This window comes from Pseudoalteromonas sp. CO342X, from assembly GCF_004208915.1.
GTDB lineage: Bacteria > Pseudomonadota > Gammaproteobacteria > Enterobacterales > Alteromonadaceae > Pseudoalteromonas > Pseudoalteromonas maricaloris.
Window position 1 is genome coordinate 487,218 of sequence record NZ_SGPH01000040.1, and the last position, 16,877, is coordinate 504,094.

At 43.5% G+C, this 16,877-nt stretch carries 12 protein-coding genes; 8 read left to right on the top strand and 4 right to left on the bottom strand.

Annotation, left to right across the window (positions count from 1 at the left end; all coding sequences use genetic code 11):
* Positions 1-106: 106 nt before the first annotated feature.
* From EXT47_RS21010 to EXT47_RS21020, 3 genes are all read right to left on the bottom strand, one after another.
* Positions 107-994, bottom strand: a complete 888-nt coding sequence (locus EXT47_RS21010) for a hypothetical protein (RefSeq protein WP_039495424.1) — start codon at positions 992-994, stop codon at positions 107-109.
* 195 nt (positions 995-1,189) lie between these two features.
* The gene (locus EXT47_RS21015) at positions 1,190-1,678 is read right to left on the bottom strand and encodes a DUF6702 family protein (RefSeq protein ID WP_039495427.1); all 489 of its coding nucleotides are present in this window, start codon (positions 1,676-1,678) and stop codon (positions 1,190-1,192) included.
* Positions 1,678-4,101, bottom strand: a complete 2,424-nt coding sequence (locus tag EXT47_RS21020) for a M1 family metallopeptidase (RefSeq protein WP_069021009.1) — start codon at positions 4,099-4,101, stop codon at positions 1,678-1,680. Before EXT47_RS21020 ends, EXT47_RS21015 begins: the two co-directional genes overlap by 1 nt.
* 460 nt (positions 4,102-4,561) lie before the next feature.
* Between EXT47_RS21020 and EXT47_RS21025 the strand changes: the two genes are divergently transcribed.
* The 4 genes from EXT47_RS21025 (at position 4,562) to EXT47_RS21040 (ending at position 10,422) form a co-directional block, all read left to right on the top strand.
* On the top strand, positions 4,562-4,801 hold the full coding sequence (locus EXT47_RS21025) for a hypothetical protein (protein WP_010376069.1): 240 nt from the start codon (positions 4,562-4,564) through the stop codon (positions 4,799-4,801).
* Between the two features lie 81 nt (positions 4,802-4,882).
* Positions 4,883-6,082, top strand: a complete 1,200-nt coding sequence (locus EXT47_RS21030) for an exonuclease SbcCD subunit D (protein ID WP_130127490.1) — start codon at positions 4,883-4,885, stop codon at positions 6,080-6,082.
* Between the two features lie 4 nt (positions 6,083-6,086).
* Entirely contained in the window at positions 6,087-9,746 is a 3,660-nt protein-coding gene (locus tag EXT47_RS21035) for an AAA family ATPase (RefSeq protein WP_130127491.1), read from the top strand.
* A gap of 10 nt (positions 9,747-9,756) precedes the next feature.
* Complete coding sequence (locus tag EXT47_RS21040) at positions 9,757-10,422, top strand: class I SAM-dependent methyltransferase (RefSeq protein ID WP_039495434.1); 666 nt, start codon at positions 9,757-9,759, stop codon at positions 10,420-10,422.
* A 301-nt stretch (positions 10,423-10,723) separates the two neighbouring features.
* On the opposite strand, the gene EXT47_RS21045 is transcribed toward EXT47_RS21040, so the two are convergent.
* Positions 10,724-11,266 carry a hypothetical protein gene (locus EXT47_RS21045; RefSeq protein ID WP_130127533.1) on the bottom strand — a complete coding sequence of 181 codons (543 nt, stop codon included), beginning with the start codon at positions 11,264-11,266 and terminating at the stop codon, positions 10,724-10,726.
* 173 nt (positions 11,267-11,439) lie between these two features.
* On the opposite strand from EXT47_RS21045, the gene EXT47_RS21050 reads away from it, so the two are divergent.
* The 4 genes from EXT47_RS21050 (at position 11,440) to EXT47_RS21065 (ending at position 16,862) form a co-directional block, all read left to right on the top strand.
* Positions 11,440-11,976: a lipocalin family protein gene (locus tag EXT47_RS21050; RefSeq protein WP_130127492.1), complete on the top strand. Its 537-nt coding sequence runs from the start codon at positions 11,440-11,442 to the stop codon at positions 11,974-11,976.
* Between the two features lie 196 nt (positions 11,977-12,172).
* Entirely contained in the window at positions 12,173-14,092 is a 1,920-nt protein-coding gene (locus EXT47_RS21055) for an alkaline phosphatase PhoX (RefSeq protein ID WP_039495438.1), read from the top strand.
* A 66-nt stretch (positions 14,093-14,158) separates the two neighbouring features.
* Positions 14,159-15,814 (top strand): hypothetical protein, encoded by a 1,656-nt coding sequence (locus tag EXT47_RS21060; RefSeq protein ID WP_130127493.1) that lies wholly within the window; start codon positions 14,159-14,161, stop codon positions 15,812-15,814.
* Between the two features lie 229 nt (positions 15,815-16,043).
* A complete protein-coding gene (locus EXT47_RS21065; protein ID WP_130127494.1) occupies positions 16,044-16,862 on the top strand; it encodes a hypothetical protein in 819 nt (272 codons plus the stop codon).
* The last annotated feature ends 15 nt before the right edge of the window (positions 16,863-16,877 follow it).

The window sequence follows — 16,877 nt, forward strand, 5'->3', positions numbered from 1 at the left end:
AGCATCATTGAACTAATATAGATCCCTTACTGCTGTATCCCAGCCCCAGATTAATTAACCAAAGCCGATAATTCAAGTTTCAATAGCTTGTCGCTCTGAGCTAGGTTTAGTTGGGGGATATGCACTGGTGGATAGGTTGCCAAGTATATTTGGGGTTAAACAGGATATCCCTTGTGTGGCCACTCAAGTTTGGGTTTTGCAGTTTTAATGCTTTTCTCTCTTCAAATTTAGCCTTTGCAATGGCTTCACGAGTAATTGGATGATTGAAAAACAGTTTATCAAACGAGCCGTCTTCTATTGCTTTGTTGAGGCCATAGGTAAGGCGCTCCTTGAGTCGGCGATTGTTTTTATTAACGAAAAAATACATGGCGGCGGGATAACAAAACGCGAACTTGGACTCCACCACTGCACTATTCATACTTTGTAACTCCGTCCATGGTTCGTGAAGCGCGCGAGGGAAGAGCTCAAAGCGCTTTTCTTCTAGCATTTTAGGTAATAGGGCAGCCATGCTAGTAACCACAACAAAGCCATTTTTTTCGTAGATTGAGGTATCAGGCCAATCGATACCACTGCCAAGCGTAAAGCTCATTAATTGGGCGGGTGAATTAAGTAAGGAGAGTCTTTCTTCGCTATCTTTATGGATCAGAAATAAACGCGCGCCCATCATTCCTTTTAGTAGAGGCACATATACCGTCGCTAAACTTTTTTCCCTTTGGATTGACGTCATGCTCCAGTGAACATCTAAAAGCTTCCCTTGCTCCAAAATTTCTAAGGTGCGTCCTTGGGGAGTGTGATCGAAAGAGTTTTCACTGAGTTGGTAGGCACCGTATTTATCGCGGCTCTTATTTAGAGCCAGTCTTAATAACGCGATATAGTAGTCTTGCTTGGGATCGGCAAATTCTTTAGAGATGTTATAGCGCACAAGATCGCTTGCACAGATGCTATATGACGTTAGTAATATGAAGGTTAAAACCAGCTTTATTGAGGCTATCATTCCTTTTCCTCGTCGCGCGTTCACAATGTATGCTTTAACTTTAGCGCAGAACATGAGTTGATAAAGTAAAAAAGCACCGAAGTGCCTTTTCCTCGTCGCGCGTTCACAATGTATGCTTTAACTTTAGCGCAGAACGTGAGTTGATAAAGTAAAAAAGACACCGAAGTGCCTTTTTACTTTAGCGAGTTAGATAACCTAAAACGTGACGCTTAGCCAATCATCATTGCCATCAAAGTGCAGCGACCTGACTTTTCCTTTGCCTTCGAAGTTTACTAAATTGACTTGTTCTGACCACACATCTCTGAGTGCATTGTGACGCATTTTAAGCTCTGTTATTGGTGAGAACAGCGGGGTTTCTTGATATACCCAAAAGAATTGGCCATCGATTTCCGCACCAACCAAATTTAAAGGCAGAACTTTCCCTGCGCCTGTTTTTATTTCAACGTGCTTACTGACATAATCCGCAAAGCTTGCTCTATCTGCAGCATTGTTAAAGATGTCGGCATTGTGACTCAGTAGGCTCTCTATCGCATGCTCAGTATCATGGAGATAAAATCTGTGCATGATCTCGATATTGCCACTGCGTTCGTTAAATAAAACAGTGGTGATCGCTGCTTTTAATTGGTGCGCCTGACAAAGCGGCGAAATCAGCACAAATAAACAGGCTAAGCGCCAGGTTTTCATTAGTTATCCTTTTTCTCTTCGAATGGTTTTAGCTCGGCTTTCACGTCTTGCATGATATCGCGATACACTTTACCTTCACGCTCTTTCTTTTTATAGAGTTCGAGGCGGGATTCTATAATGCGCCTTGGGTAATGATTATTCTCGATATCAACGTCAGCAGTTTCCCATCGCGGATCAACAGTCACGGATGCAAGCGGCTTATCTTTATCTGTAATAATTAGCTTGCTGACGTTACGGGCATTGCGACGCCAAATCTCGGCAGGGATAGTTCGCTCTTCTTTGCTACCATCTTGGTACGTGAGCTCAAGTAAGATTGGCATCACGAGTCCACCGACATTACTAAACTTAAGCACATAATAGTTTTTGTCTTCTTTTACCGCGCGCTCAAGGGTACGTTTTTCCCAAGGTTTGAGCTCAGATAAAAACTCACGATACTCATTTCGTTCTTCATTGGTTACCGTAAACTGGTCATTACTATCGTAAAAGTCTGTTATGTCTTGGTTTTTATCAATCCAAAGTGCGCGCCCTTGTTCTTGATTGCGTTTGACGAATAACGACATTGGTTTGTTCTTTTCAAACTCACGTAGGCGGCCAAAATCGATGTCTGGGTTTTTGGTATCTAACCGCAATTGATAGATTTTATCTAATGAGATATCGACATGATCAGTGCTGTAAAACCAGCCGCGCCAGAACCAATCTAAATCGACCCCAGAAGCTTCCTCCATCGTTCTAAAGAAGTCGGCGGGCGTTGGGCGCTTATACTTCCAGCGTAAGGCATATTCTTTAAATGCAAAATCGAATAGCTCACGACCTAAAATCACCTCGCGCAGAATATTAAGCGCTGCAGCAGGTTTCGTGTAGGCATTTGGGCCTAAGTGCAATACGCTGTCTGATTGTGTCATGATGGGAGACTGATCTTCAGATTTCATGTAGGCAGCAACATCTCTTGGCTCTACGCCCCAAGGAATGGTGGGATCCCATTCGCGGCCGGCAACGCCATCTAAAAAGCTATTGAGGCCTTCGTCCATCCATGTCCATTGGCGCTCGTCTGAGTTGACTATCATGGGGAAGTAGATATGCCCCACTTCGTGAATGACAACGCCGATTAAAAAACGTTTCTCGGCCAGTGAATAGGTGCGAGAGCCATCATCTTGCAATTTCGTACGAGGACCATTGAAAGTGATCATCGGATATTCCATCCCACCGACAGGACCATTTACCGACTGCGCGGTTGGATAGGGGTAATCAAACGAGAAACGTGAATAGACTTCCATGGTATGAATAACGGCTTCGGTGGAGTATTTTTTCCACAAGTCCCCCCCCTCTTTGGGGAAAAATGACATGGCCATCACGAGAGGCTGCTCGTCACCACCTTGCTGATAGCCTTTAGCATCCCACATAAATTTACGTGATGAAGCCCACGCAAAATCGCGCACATTCTTGGCCTTAAAGCGCCACGTTTTTGTGTCATCTGTGCCGGCTTTTTCGTTTTCTAGCGCTTCTTCTTCAGTAACGACAAATACCGGGCGTTTTGCTGTTTTTGCTTGCGCTAGTCTGTCACGCTGGGTTTTGCTCAGAACTTGCTTTGGGTTATCTAACTCACCGGTTGCAGAAACGATATGATCGGCTGGCACCGTGATTTCAACGTCGTAGTCACCAAATTCGAGCGTGAACTCACCACTGCCAAGAAACGCCTTATTGGTCCAAGCTTCATAATCTGTATACGCCGTTAGACGAGGGAACCATTGCGCGAGCAAAAAGATGTCATTACCATCTTTTTCAAAGTGCTCATAACCCGAACGTGCGCCAACCGCATCTTCTTCAACAATATTAAAGGCGAAGTCCATGCTAAATTGCAGATCTTTACCTGATTTGAGCGGTTCGTTTAGGTCAACACGCATCATGGTATCAACAATCGTGACCTTGAGCGGTTTACCGCGACCATCCTTGACATTATTGATGACAAAACCAAGCTCAGTGTCATCCATAAACTGCTGGCGTCTGAGTTGATTTAGTGAAATTTTTGCATGTTTTGTAACCGGATTACTCTGTAATTCGTTCCCAAAAGTTGCAGTTCGTTCAGCGATTGAATCGTTTTTGAAGATATTTTGGTCTAATTGTAGCCATAAATATTTGAGGGTGTGAGGAGAGTTATTTTTGTAATTTATGGTCTGCGTAGCGGTTAATCTTTTGGCTTTCTCGTCCAAATTTACATCAATATCATAATCCACCTTTTGTTGCCAATAACGCTCTCCGGGCTCACCGGCTGCGCTGCGGTAGATATTTGGGGTCGGTAAAGTCTCGTCTAATTGGCGAAACTTATCTTCAAAATGCCCTTTGGTTTGTGAAATGGCGCTGGCGTGTGCGACACCGGATAGCGCGAGTGCAACCAATAAAGGCATAGCTGGTGTTGATTTTTTCATTGTTATTTCCCGTTTTATCATGCCAAGGCATTGACCGATAAACATTTTTATTTCAGTTTTTTGCTCTGAGTGAGTAGAGGGGATTTACATGGTGACAAAGGAAGACAAATAAAACCTTCTACGTGTCAATAAACTGACAAATAAAAACACATAAATCAAAGTTTTGAGATAAAGTAACAAGATTTGGACACGACTGAAATGAGACTGTTTTGAGTGTTTTTTAATCTGTTGTTTTTGATAGAAAAAAGACAGTGGTCTAAAAAATTAATTTGTATGCCAGAAAGGTATTTTGCTGGGTTATTGTGTACATTTTATAAATAAATAAAGAAAACAAAATTAGTTGTTGATATTGACCCAAGTTTGTCTTTAAAATCGCGCACTTTACAATCTCTGGGTAAAACTGGCGTTAGTTTTGCTCTGTACTAAATACCCGTTTAGCGAATCGAATGTGGTGGGCAGTATGGATTTCTACATACTAAAAAAACAAGAGAAGTTTGTTGCAATTCCTGCAGACGAACAAAACTGTAAAGATTATTTAGATGACGGCTATTTTTATGTTGATAAAGTAGCTGCCTGTAACGAGAAATCGGCGATTAAACGCGTGCAAGATAAGCATAGTCGTGTTTTCAAGTTACCTGCTAAATTCTTTTTACTAGCATTACCTATAATCATTTTTGCTTGGTGGCAGTTGACTCACTAAGCTGTTAAAGCGTCAATATTCACAAGACGAATATTGCTCGACGATGCTATATTAGCGTTTCTATAGGAAAAGGAACGCTAAATGAAGGTTTTACACACGTCTGACTGGCACTTAGGGCAATCGTTTTACGAGCATGATCGCAGTGAAGAGCATCAGCTGTTTTTAGACTGGCTATGCGATGCGCTGGTTGAACAGCAAGTCGATGTACTGTTGATCAGCGGTGATATTTTTCATACCGCAACACCGCCCGCCAGTGCTGAAAAGCAACTGTATACCTTTATCCAAAAAGCATCTCAACTGTGCCCTCAGCTGCACATTATTCTGATTGCAGGCAACCACGATTCCGCTAATCGCATTGAAACCGCAAAACCACTCTTAACCTTATTCAACACCCATGTTATTGGACGCTTTAACAAACAAGCGCCTGAACAAGTTGTTATCGATTTACCCATCGCCGCGCAGCATATGCATGTTGTGGCAATGCCATTTTTGCGCAGTGCTGATTTACCAAAACCGCTAGCTGACGAGTTTGACTATCAAACCGGGGTACAATTAGCTTATCAGCATGCGCTAAGCACGATAGAAGAAGTGAAAGGTCCTATTGTGCTAATGGGGCATCTGCACGCCAAGGGGGGAACGATTTCTGAAGATTCTGAGCGTAACCTCAACATTGGCGGTTTTGATGCGGTATCTGCAGGCGTGTTTGGCGAGCAGTTTGACTATGTTGCGTTAGGTCATTTACATAAAGCGCAAACCGTCGCTAAGCAAAGTGCTATCAGATACTGCGGCACACCTTTGCCAATGTCATTTTCCGAACGCAATTATAAGCATCAGGTATTGCTCGCTGAATTTAACGAGCAAGGTCTGGTCGATGTAAACCCCCTTTACGTTCCCCGTTTTAAAGATGTGTTATATATCCCTGAAAATGGTGCAAAGCGCTTGACTGAATTATGCGAAGCTATCACGGCGCAGGATTTTAGCAAGTTCGATAGCGCTCCCTATATTCGCTTAAAATTATCTGCAGCGGAAACCAATAGCCGCTTTCGAGCCGAGATTGATGAAGCGCTAAAAGGAAAGGATATAAAATTTTGTGGTATTGAGCGGGTGTCTATAGGCGCAGCTGCCAGTGAGTGGTTGTTTGAAGATTTGGGCAAAGTTGAATCCTTATCGCCCAATACCTTGTTGGATATTGCCTATCGCGAAATTGAACCTGAGCAGGAAAAAGCACCCGCGACATTGCATGAAAAGTTAGCTGAAGTGATCGCGAGCATGGAGGAGTAGGGCGATGAAACTTGAAAAAATATTAATCACCAACCTTGCCTCTATAGAAAGTGCTGAAGTCGACTTTACTGCGGCACCACTGAAAGACACAGGTCTTTATGCCATTACTGGTGATACTGGGGCGGGAAAAAGCACTTTACTGGATGCGGTTTGCCTTGCATTTTATGGCAAAACCGCACGGTTAAAATCGGACGACAAAGAGAAAGTTGCCTTTAATGGCGATAATATTAAGTTAAACGACCCGCGAAACCTATTGCGTCGGGGCTGTGTTGCGGCATCTGCTAGCGTGGTTTTTATTGCTCAAGATAGCAAACGTTATCAAGCTATTTGGTCGGTAGAGCGCGCTAGAAAAAGCCCTAAAGGTAATTTAAAAACCGCCACTATTGAGTTGTTCAGCCTACCTGATATGACCCTAGTCTGTGAGAAGAAAAAAGAAACAGAACAAAAAATCGAACAGCTAGTCGGGCTTAACTTTGAACAGTTTACTCGTGCTGTGCTGCTTGCTCAGCACGAGTTCTCCGCGTTTTTAAAGGCTGGGGGAGATGAACGGGCCCAGTTACTAGAATGCCTTACGGGTACCGAAAAGTTCAGCAATATCGGTAAAGCGGTTTTTGAAGCGCACAAACAAAAGAAAATCGAGCTGCAATCTCAGCAAGATAGGCTAGGTCAAATTGTGCTCTTGTCACCAGAGCAGCTTACCGAGCTTGAAGCACAAAAGTTGGGATTGCTTGATACAAGAAATCGACAACAAGAAATAAGCACAAAGCTGCAAGCTCAGCTGCAATGGCTCGCGGATGTCGAGCTAAGAAAGCAAAAAATAGCTGAGGTGGAACACACGCTAAAAACGCTTGAGCAGCAAATAGCAGAGGGAAAGCCACAGCAGGAATATGCGCAGCAAGTCTTAAAAGCCAATGAGATGCGTGATAACCGTGAGCAGCATGAGCTGGCGGATAAACGCGTTGCGCAGCTATCTCAAGAGCAGCTAGCACTGCAGCAACAAGATTTTGCATCCGCTATTGCAACGCTAAAAGCAAAACAGCAGCAACTTGAACAGCAGCTTATTACGCAGCAAGCCAATTTTGTAAAGTTAGAACCAAGCTTTAATACCATTCGTCTATTGGATGAAAAGCTGAGCCTACACAAAGCGCAAGAACGAGAAACTAGGCCCTATCTCGACAAGCACGCCAATCTTATTGCGCAACATGAAGCTGCGATACAGAAGTATCAAGTGCAACAAGGCGAGATCGCTACTGAATTACAGCAGCTAGAGCAGGAGCAAGCGAACTTGCACTCAGTTAGCAATATTGCCGGGCAATGGAGCGTGGTTCAGCCTCAATTCGATGATCTGCAAAAGTACCAACAACAACGTAACGATCATGAAACCCAGTTGCAAAAATTACCGAGCGAACAGCAAGCGCTAGGTACACAATTGAGCAAACATGAGGCTGAGGTACAGCATCTACAAAAGGTTTACGACACCGAAGCCAGCGCGCTCTCAGCGTTAAAAGAAGCACTCGCACCTTTGACTCAACAAGACCTAAATTTGGCATTGCAAAACTGGTCTCTATGCGTGCAGGCCTATCGCAGTATCGAAGAAGGGGATGCCTTGCTGCATCAGTTACGATCGCAACAAACTCAACATCATATTGGCTTGGAAAGGCTTGAGATACTGATCCGAGATACCAAGCAGCAAGACGAGTTGTCTAAGCAGCGCCTAGCCCTAACTCGTGATAACTTGGAGCAAGTGCAGTTACGCGCAAGTGAGCGGATCAGCGATTTACGCTCTCAACTGCGGGCAGGGCAAGAATGCATGGTGTGTGGCTCAAAAGAACATCCTTATGGTGTGGAGCACATCGATGCCCACTGGGAACAGCTACTATCGGATTTTCGGTCTCAGTATCAAGCTGCTGAGCAAGCTCGTGAACAAGTGTTGCAGCGTTATAATCAACAAGTCGGTGAAAAGGAGCGTGAGAATGCGCTATGGCAGTCAGTCACTCAGGAAATTGCTCACTGCACTAAGCAAATAAATGAGAATCGGGCTCGACTAGACGCGTTGAGCGATGAGTATAAAGTTGGCAGCGCTGAGCAAGCTGAATTGCAACTCGTGAGTATTCAGTCACGGCTAAATGAACTATCCAAGTTACGCAATAATATCGACCGCCAGTGGCAATCGGTTCAGCAGGCACAACAACACCTCGAGCAGGCTAAACATAAAGGACAGGCACTTCAGCAGCAGCACCATGATTTAGGTAATCATATTGCCTTTTTGCGAACCGAATATGATCAGCTATCACAAACAGTGGATGCCTTACGCAATCGGCTTGAAGCGTTAATTTCCGATAAGTCGTGGTGGCAAAACTTTGATTCATCTCCTCAAGCTGCCATTAGCCAACTTAAAACGGGGGTGCAAACTTGGCTAAAAACCACCGAGCGTACAGATGCGTTAACGGCGAAAAAAGTTCAGCTTGAGCATCAATTACATCTTGCCAGTCAACAAAAACAAGACGAGGCGCAGCGGCTTGAAGAATTAGAACATACGCTTTTACAACATCAGCAGAATATTGAACGCCTCAATCGCGAACGTGCTGAATACTTACCACAGCAGCACACCAGATTGGATGATTGGATTGCAGAGCTGAAGCAGCAAGAACAGCAAAGCCGAGAGCAGATCACACAAACCCAGTTGGCGCTAAGCCAAACCGAAGCACAGCGTGAAAAGACCCAACACAGTCTGACGCAGCTAGAAAAGCAAATTGCCGAGCAAACATCGCGGTTGCAGCAGCTCAGTGCGCGCTTTGAACAATGGCTGCTCGACCAGCAAGGGCAGCTAAACAAAGTAAAAGTATTAGCGTTACTTGAGGTTTCGTTAGATGAAGCTCGAGCGAATTTAGAAAAGTGTGCGCAAGTTCAGCAAACCTTTCAAAACACTAAGCTGCAGCTTAGTCATCAGCGTGAAGAACTCAGCCAACTTGAAAATAAGTACCCTGATGGAGTTGACAGTGCACAAGTTAAACTAAGTCATGCCGAGACGACGCAAGCACTTGAGCAAACTCAAAATCAGTTGCTACAAGTGCAAAGTGCATTAGAGGTTGATGCTCAGAATAAACAACAATTCTCTTTGCAAGCGGCAAATCTCGCTCAGTTGCAACAAGACTACGAGCAATGGCATTTGCTAGACAAGTTATTAGGCGACGCAACAGGCAAAAAGTTGCGTAATTGGGCGCAAACACAAACGTTAAAAATCTTATTGCAGTATGCTAACCAGCAATTGCATACGCTTTCTAGACGTTATCTGCTTACCAATATTGAGCAATCTTTGGAAATTGCGGTTATAGATAAAGATATGGCTGACGAACAACGTAGCGTCAACACCTTATCTGGAGGAGAGTCCTTCTTGGTATCTTTATCTTTAGCACTTGGACTTGCTGCGCTTTCATCAAATAAAGTGCAAATACATTCATTATTTATTGATGAAGGGTTTGGTACGTTAGACCCCGAGATGCTGGGTGTCGCAATTGATGCACTGGACGCGTTGCAATCACAAGGACGCAAGGTTGGAGTGATCTCGCATGTTGCTCAGATGAGCGAGCGGATCGCCACCCGTATTCATGTGAATAAACAGCCGGGAGGCTACTCATCTTTAAATTTAGTACCACAAACATAAGGAAATTTGGATGCCGACTTTTACGGGCGAAGAAGCCCAAAACTACGACTCTAGGATCACAAAACTGGTGCCAGGTTATGCGTTAATTCACCAACTTACCGGGGCGCAACTGTTAGCACTTTACCCAGATAGCGCAACCATTTTGGTTGTGGGTGCAGGGACAGGCAAAGAAATTGTAGAGCTTGCTCAGCTAAACCCGAGTTGGCGGTTTATAGCGCAAGATGTATCTGCTGATATGTTGGCAATTGCAGATCAGCATTTTACTAAGTTAGGCCTACAAGAGCGCGTGCAGATCCATCATGGTGCGATTTCACCACAGGCCTACCAAGCGGATGCAGTACTATGCTTGTTGGTGATGCACTTTGTAAAAGATAACGGCGATAAAGCAAGCTTGTTTAAACAAATGAGTGAGCAGCTAAAGTCGGATGGGCATCTTTTTATTGCCGACTTAGAAAAACCTGCGACAAGCTTTGAACGTGAAGCGCAGTTAATCGTGTGCAAACAACTTGGGCTGACTGATGTTGGCGAGCAACGTATGAGGGTAAATTTAGAGCATGAGTTTTACCCCGTGGATAAAATGCGCCTTGCTGAACTGCTAGACACCGCAGGTTTTGGCATTGCTAAACCTTTCTTCAAAGCCCTTGGGTTTGCTGGCTTTGTGGTAGATAAACAGTAGTTTTTATCTAAATAACCTGAGCTTCGGATAAATAAGCCAGACCATATTCGGGTGTGGCTTTTCCTTTCTTACTCTTTCAAAGTAGCTTGTATTAAGTTAGTAAAATAATGATCTATCCAAACCAATTGCTGCTCCGCTACTGACGTCACCGCGCTTCATCTAAACCTCATGTCATTTACTTCTAAAAAGTTAGTAAAACTCTGATCTCAATGATGAAGATACAGGAAGTAGATCAGTATTTTACTTAGTAAAAATTTGATCTCTTCACAACTTGGCATACAGTTTAGTTGCCGCCTAATATCTAACCTTGTCTTATTATTTCCACTAACTTATTGATTTTTATATTACTAAGTTGGCGATAATCCAAAAATGGCGAAATAATAAGACGCAAGTTATAGTCAACGGCGAACTCATCATCCAGCCAAGTTAGATTGTTAGTAAAAACCTGATCTCTGAGTAATGATTTCGCGTAGGTGCGTCCTGCAATAATATGCCAATCGTATGTTTTTGCTGAAAAATCAGGCGTTGAGAAGAGCAGGGCTTCTTGACTTGAAGCTTGAAGTAATGCGCTATCACGATATGACTGCCAAGTTGAGTAGTTAGTAATATCGTGATCTGGCAGTCTTGCAGCAAATAAAAACTTGGCAAAAACATTGAAGATTTTCCGCCAACCATTGCCACAATGCGCATTAATATGTTCGATCTCCCCACTCGCTAACGCACTGACTTGTATTAAATTATTATAAGGTTCTATGCGTGGTGGATGTTCAATATAAAACGCAACTTTACCCGTTGCTACACCCAAACCATGAGTTAGTATTTTTTTGCTCTGTGCTGTATTCATCATACTTTGCTGCGATCTATTCATTTACACGTAAGTTTAAAATAAATAAGGTGAAATTGGCATGGTAAGGGTTTGAATTAAATTTTGCTTTTACTAGGTAAAAATCGAACCTATCGTTAATCTTAGTGCTTGGTTACTACGTATGACATCAAGATGGAATATGGAGAACTTATATGAAAGTACCACAGTTATTTTTCACGGTGATTTTAGTGCTTGTAATTTCAGCATGCACAGGACTGCCTGAGGGCATTAAACCAGTTAAAGACTTTAATGTTGAGCGCTATACGGGCACTTGGTATGAAATCGCGCGATTAGATCATTCATTTGAAAGGGGAATGCAGAACGTCACGGCAACGTATAGCCAAAATCCTGATGGTTCAATTAAAGTCGTAAATAGGGGATATGTAACAGAGGAAGGAGAGTGGAAAGAAGCGGTTGGCAAAGCTAAGTTTGTTGCAAATGATGAAATAGCGCATTTGAAAGTGTCATTTTTTGGTCCGTTTTATGGCAGTTATGTGGTATTCGAGTTAGATGAAGATTATCAGTATGCATTTGTTACCAGCTACAACCGTGATTACCTTTGGTTGCTTTCTATAGCACCTAAAGTGCCCGATACCGTAATGAATAAGTTTAAAACCATGTCAGAACAATATGGTTTTAACACCAATGAACTTATCTATATGAGACACGAACCCGTTCAAAAAGAATAGTGTAAACCCCCTTTACACTAAAGTTCCTTTTATGGGTATTTTAACTTACTAACAGAAGGGAGGCTGTATGTGAGTTGAGTCTAAGTGTCTTATTCCTGTAGGAAATGGTTAATAAATCATTCAGTCAACTGTAACAGGAACACTTCACACTGTTGCACGCTTTACAAAAAATAATACTTAGGAACTGGAGTAACTCATGAAGCGTGTAGCATATTCTCTTATTGCAGCGGCAGTTGCAATGGCACTTACAGCCTGTGATGGTGACGACGGAGCACAAGGTCCTGCGGGTCCTCAAGGTGAGCAGGGCACTGCTGGCCAAGATGGTGCAAACGGTACTAATGGCTCAAATGGTACAAACGGCACAAATGGACAAAATGGTACTGACGGACAGGACGGTCAAAATGGACAAGACGGCCAAAATGGTCGCGATGGTAGTTACAGCGTACCAGGCCTTGTTCGCATCGCAACCGTCCCTGCTGGTGCTGAAGTAACTGGTCTATTTCTCTCTGAAGGGGGTGACTTGTTCTTCAATGTTCAGCACCCAAATGATACCAACACAGCTACTGATAAGTTCAATAGCAAGCCATTCAATACGGGTACTGTCGGTGTACTAACCGGTGTGAACTTTAATAATTTACCTGCAAATATCCCAAGCGCACCAGTTCCTGCTTCGACCATGGAACAACAAACCGTGATTTCTGCAATTGGTCAATATCAAATCCTAGGCCAAACAGGTGATACATTCGCAAACCTTGGCACTAAGGGGTTAGCGGGTGGTTTGGGTGTACATTACAGCATCTCAACTGGTGAAGAAATCATTAAAAATGATAACCCTGACTTCAATGGTTATATTCCAGTCGATGCAAACACAGGTTACCTATTTACAAACTGGGAAGCGTACCCAGGTGGTGTCAGTCGTTTGAAAATGAGTAAAGCAACAACGGGTAAATGGTCAATCGAAGAAGCCATGATGGTAGACTTCGACGGTGTTAAAGGCACAGCAGCCAACTGCTTTGGTTCAGTATCACCTTGGGGCACACCGCTGACTTCGGAAGAATGGATTGTCTGGTCTGAAGTTGATTCAACACAAGATCCACAGTGGAATAACCCTGCTGAAACAGGTAATGACACAATGGAAGCGTTAATGGCACCTGATTTCCCTAACCCTTATCGCTACGGTTACATTGCAGAAATCAAAAATCCTACAACCGAAACACCTGATGTTGTAAAACACTTTACAATCGGTCGTTATGAGCATGAAAACTCAGTTGTAATGCCTGACCGTCGTACTGTTTATTCATCACAAGATGATACCGGTGGCGTACTATTTAAATTTGTTGCAGATCAACCAGAAGACTTAAGTGCAGGTACCCTATACGCAGCAAAGCTAACTCAAGATGCAGGCCTTACCGATCCGGCTGTAACTGGCTTTGACATTAGCTGGGTTGAGCTTGGTAGCGGCAGTAATGCACAGATTGAAACTTGGGTGGCCGAATACGACGGCATCAATGAGACTGACTATGTTGAAGGTCAAACAAGCTATCTGTCTGTTGCTGATGTAAAAGCGTGGGCAGAAGGCGCTGCAACTTATCCAACTGTTGCAAACGGTGGCGGTAAAGTAACGGCAGGTAAAGCGATGGACAACCGTGCTATCTTCCTTGAGTCTCGTCAGGCTGCACGCCAAAAAGGCGCTACGGCTGAATGGCGTAAACTTGAAGGCTTAAGCATCAACCATAACCGCGTACTTGAGGCGGTAACTGGTCAAGATGTTGTTGCCGGTGAGGTGGTAGATAAAGCCTATATGTATATCGGTATCTCGGATATCGACAACACCATGATTGATGGCGAAGGTGACATGCAGCTTTCTGCGCGTGTTAAAGATTGTGGCGGTGTATACCGTGCTCATATCGATAACAACTATAACTTAACTCGCATTGAACCGGTTGTCATGGGTGCAACTTACCGCTCGTCATTAACTGGCGCTGAGCGTTGTGACGTTAATCAGCTTTCGCAGCCTGATAACGTAATCGTAATGGAAGATGGTCGCATCATCATTGGTGAAGATGGCTTCCAAGAAAACAATACGCTTTGGCTTTATGACCCTAAAGCAAAATAATTAAGCAAGTAGCAGTGCAACGAATGGTGCGCTGCTTTTTTTTAGCAAAATTTTGGAGTCATAAAAATGAAATACGTTAGCCTAACTCTAGTGGCATTGACGAGCGTAGCCTTGTTTGGTTGTAATGATGAACAGACTCAAGGGCTAACCAATACCGCACTTATGTCGGCGCAAACTACAGCACCTTATAAACAGGGTGATGATATTCCTGCGGCCGCATTTATGCAGCACAATGAAGTCTATAACCCTGAATCAGTGATCCCACCTCAGTGTTACACCAAAACGGATGGCGTGAATAACCCTTGCTATGCCTGCCATCAATCATATGATGAAAAAAACCGACCAAACATGATGCGCGATGCCAATTTACAAGGCGCCTATGAGTTTTCCGATCTTGGATTTAAAAACCATTGGAAAAATCTGTTTAAAGATCGTTCTGAGCTTATCAAAGGTATCTCAGATCAAGATATTACTAACTGGGTCAACCAAGATAATTACAGCCCCTTTATCGAAAAACTAAAAAATAACCCTGACTGGAAAGGTGAGATTACCCCGCTTAACAACTTGGCATATCCGGAAAAAGCCTTCGATGAGCTTGGTATAGCAAAAGACGGCAGTGGCTGGGTGGCATTCAATTATAAACCTTTCCCTAGTACTTTCTGGCCAACCAATGGCTCTACAGGGGATGTCATGATCCGCCTTGCTGACGCCTTCAGAGAAAAGGGCGAAACGTATAATCAGGACGTTTACCTTGCCAACTTAAGTCTGGTTGAAATGGCTGTAAAGGGGCTTGACGAAATATCAACGCCAGTGATTTCTGAATCGCGAGTTGGCGTAGATTTGAATGGTGATGGCAAACTCACACAAATCACCAGCATGCTGCGCAGTGAACGTTACCTTGGTGATGCCAATACTATCGAGCTTGCTCATCAGTTATACCCACAAGACACTGAGTTTTTACACACCGTTCGGTATATTGGGGTAGATGATAACGGCCAAGTATTTAATGCGCCAAGAATGAAAGAAGTGCGCTACATGAAGAAGCACAACTTTAAATCCAAACAATCACTCGGTGCTGCCTACTACAGAGAAGCGAAAGAAAAGTCATTCGAAAATTACCCACAAACGCTTTATTTGGGCGACCAAGGGATCAATAACAACTTCGGTTGGACGATTAACGGTTATATTGAAGACAAAAATGGTGCTCTTCGTCCGCAACATGAGCAAGAACTTGCATTTTGTAATGGCTGTCACAAAACCATTGGCTCAACCTATGACCAAACCTTCTCGTTTGCGCGTAAGGTTGAAGGCAAACTGGGTTGGGGTTATATCAATTTAAAAGAGATGCAAGACGTACCTAATAAAGGCGAAGAGCAGGGCGAATTCTTGACTTATATGATGCGTGTTGGCGGCGGTGATGAGTTTAGGCAAAACCAAGAGATGCTTATGCGCTGGTTTAACGAAGATGGTACGGTAAACAGCAAAAAAGTGCAGTCTGCGAAAAACCTTTATGAATTGATCACACCATCAAAACCACGTGCGCTGGCACTGAATAAAGCCTACTTGACCATTGTTAAAGAGCAAAGTTACCTATTCGGTCGTGACGCCACCATAGTAAAAGCGCGTAATGTGCTTGAACAAGTCGATGATTCTCAACAGCCTCTAGAGCCAGAGCACCGATATGTGTGGGATATGCAGCTGGATTGGAATAAAGCCGAGTAAAGTATATTCAGGGTAGGACACTTCCTGCTCTGAGTTGATAAAGGCGCAAAGATAGGGGACTGGCACTGATAAGAGGTAGTTTCAAATTGAAATTGCACGCTAATCTTTTGGTAGCGGATAAGTGCATGTCTTTTCATTATTTCTGAAACTCCAAAAGCAAGTTTCTGAGGGCAATTCATTGTTTTTATTACTGCTTTAAAGTTACACTTGTTTTAAGACAGGAGTGGGTTTGAAATACGTGAAGAAGTTGCTGGTTTTTATTATTGTTACGGGGTTAGTCGTTATAACATGGTTATTTACACAAGATAACAGCATTCAGCTTACTCCGTTCGTGGGTGAAAATTCAAACTTAATCAAGGTATTACCTCAAGAAGAGCGCCTTGTTGATAAGTCAAATGCTCAACAACCGCTTTTGCTTCATGCTCACGAGAGTTCTGATGAGCTCTACGAGCAAGCAAACAAAATAAGAATATGCAGAAGAGTGCCTAAAACGCAGAGTGAACTCGACACTTGGGCTGAACGAGCGCATGCTAATGATGAGTACTATGAAATCATAGATAGTATGCATAGAAAATTTAAAATGTGCTTAGGCATCGTAGATCGCGATGGCCCTTATGTTGACATGTTGATAGAAGCTGCTGGAAAGGGCTCAGATAAAGCGGTGTCTTTGCTTTGGCTACTAGGCGACGTTGAGCTGGTTGATGAGCTGAAGTTAAAAGATGTCCCAAGAGATGAACAAGTTTCGCGTCGACAAGCATTTATCACGACTAAGTATCGCTTAGCGCACAAGGTCGCACTTCAAGGTGGTGAGAATTCGATGCTAAAGCTTATCTCTGGCTTTCAACACTTAGATCCACAGACTGGTGGGCAGGATTATGTTAAGTCTCTCGCTTTTGCTTACTTTTTTGTAGAAGTGGTGAGTAACAGTGACGTATTTGGCAGAGTTGAGTGGACAATCAGAGATCTCGAGGGAAAAATGTCATCAGAAGAAATTACTCAAGCCAACGAACTGACTCGTGACTTTTTAGCGCAGCATAGAGCGCTATAGACCTTGAAGGTAAGA

Excerpts from the sequence above, each read along its gene's own strand:
- EXT47_RS21040 (WP_039495434.1), top strand. The coding sequence starts at position 9,757 with ATGCCGACTTTTACGGGCGAAGAAGCCCAAAACTACGACTCTAGGATC.
- EXT47_RS21060 (WP_130127493.1), top strand. The coding sequence starts at position 14,159 with ATGAAATACGTTAGCCTAACTCTAGTGGCATTGACGAGCGTAGCCTTG.
- EXT47_RS21050 (WP_130127492.1), top strand. The coding sequence starts at position 11,440 with ATGAAAGTACCACAGTTATTTTTCACGGTGATTTTAGTGCTTGTAATT.
- EXT47_RS21055 (WP_039495438.1), top strand. The coding sequence starts at position 12,173 with ATGAAGCGTGTAGCATATTCTCTTATTGCAGCGGCAGTTGCAATGGCA.
- EXT47_RS21035 (WP_130127491.1), top strand. The coding sequence starts at position 6,087 with ATGAAACTTGAAAAAATATTAATCACCAACCTTGCCTCTATAGAAAGT.
- EXT47_RS21010 (WP_039495424.1), bottom strand. The coding sequence starts at position 994 with ATGATAGCCTCAATAAAGCTGGTTTTAACCTTCATATTACTAACGTCA.
- EXT47_RS21020 (WP_069021009.1), bottom strand. The coding sequence starts at position 4,101 with ATGAAAAAATCAACACCAGCTATGCCTTTATTGGTTGCACTCGCGCTA.
- EXT47_RS21030 (WP_130127490.1), top strand. The coding sequence starts at position 4,883 with ATGAAGGTTTTACACACGTCTGACTGGCACTTAGGGCAATCGTTTTAC.
- EXT47_RS21045 (WP_130127533.1), bottom strand. The coding sequence starts at position 11,266 with ATGAATACAGCACAGAGCAAAAAAATACTAACTCATGGTTTGGGTGTA.
- EXT47_RS21025 (WP_010376069.1), top strand. The coding sequence starts at position 4,562 with ATGGATTTCTACATACTAAAAAAACAAGAGAAGTTTGTTGCAATTCCT.
- EXT47_RS21015 (WP_039495427.1), bottom strand. The coding sequence starts at position 1,678 with ATGAAAACCTGGCGCTTAGCCTGTTTATTTGTGCTGATTTCGCCGCTT.